1 protein-coding gene is annotated in these 742 nt (G+C 63.7%); it reads right to left on the bottom strand.

Going from position 1 to position 742, the window contains the following annotated elements; translation table 11 throughout:
- On the bottom strand, window positions 1-633 hold a 633-nt coding region (locus tag ON45_RS13970), incomplete at its 3' end, for a carotenoid oxygenase family protein (protein ID WP_040494611.1).
- Window positions 634-742: the final 109 nt, after the last annotated feature.

Here is a 742-nt window from a genome sequence, read left to right as displayed (position 1 = left end):
GTGGTTCCGGGTGACGTTGAAGTCGTGCATCATCGTCGGCCCGCCGACCGTGATGTTCTCGACCTGTTCGAGTGTGCCGTCCTTCGACACGCGGAGGTAGGTGAGGTACGGCTCCATCATCGAGTAGCCGAATGCGAGCATCTCGCCCGTGTCGGGACAGATCTTCGGATGAGCCGTGAACGGTCCGGTCAGGCGACCGTCGTAGTCGGTCGGACCCACCGTGTCGAGGTTGCCGTCCAGCGCGTAGGGGAAGTGCCCCTCTTCGAGCGCCAGGATCTGGCCGGCGTGGCCGACCACGTTGGTGTTGGCCTTCGACGACGTCATGTCGGTGAGGCTCTCGGCCATGTCGATCACCGCACGGTCTGGATCCGCGATGAACGGCGTCTGCACGTAGCGGTTGCGGTACCACTCGGCAGCGCCATCGCGCAGACGCACGCCGTGGATCATGCCGTCGCCCGTGAACGGGTGGTCGCTGAACCCGGTGATCGGGTTCGCGCCGTTGCGCACGTAGCGCCCATCGAGCTCCGGCGGAATCGTTCCGGTGACCGTGAGATCGGCGATCGTGCGCTCCTCCTGAACCGGTGACCAGTTGCCCTGGAGATGCTGCGGGAGTTCCTCTTCGAGAGCCGTCATGTGACGACGGTAACACTTCCCAGCATCGAAATCTACCCGGAGTAATTAATGCCGCGAACGCCCGTTTCGTACCCGAACTCGTGAACAGTTCCGGCGCTCCGTGCGCGAA

The sequence above is a fragment of the Ilumatobacter nonamiensis YM16-303 genome, from assembly GCF_000350145.1.
Classification (GTDB): domain Bacteria; phylum Actinomycetota; class Acidimicrobiia; order Acidimicrobiales; family Ilumatobacteraceae; genus Ilumatobacter_A; species Ilumatobacter_A nonamiensis.
Note: the sequence above shows the minus strand (reverse complement) of the source record. Positions and strands in the feature narration are given on the sequence as shown.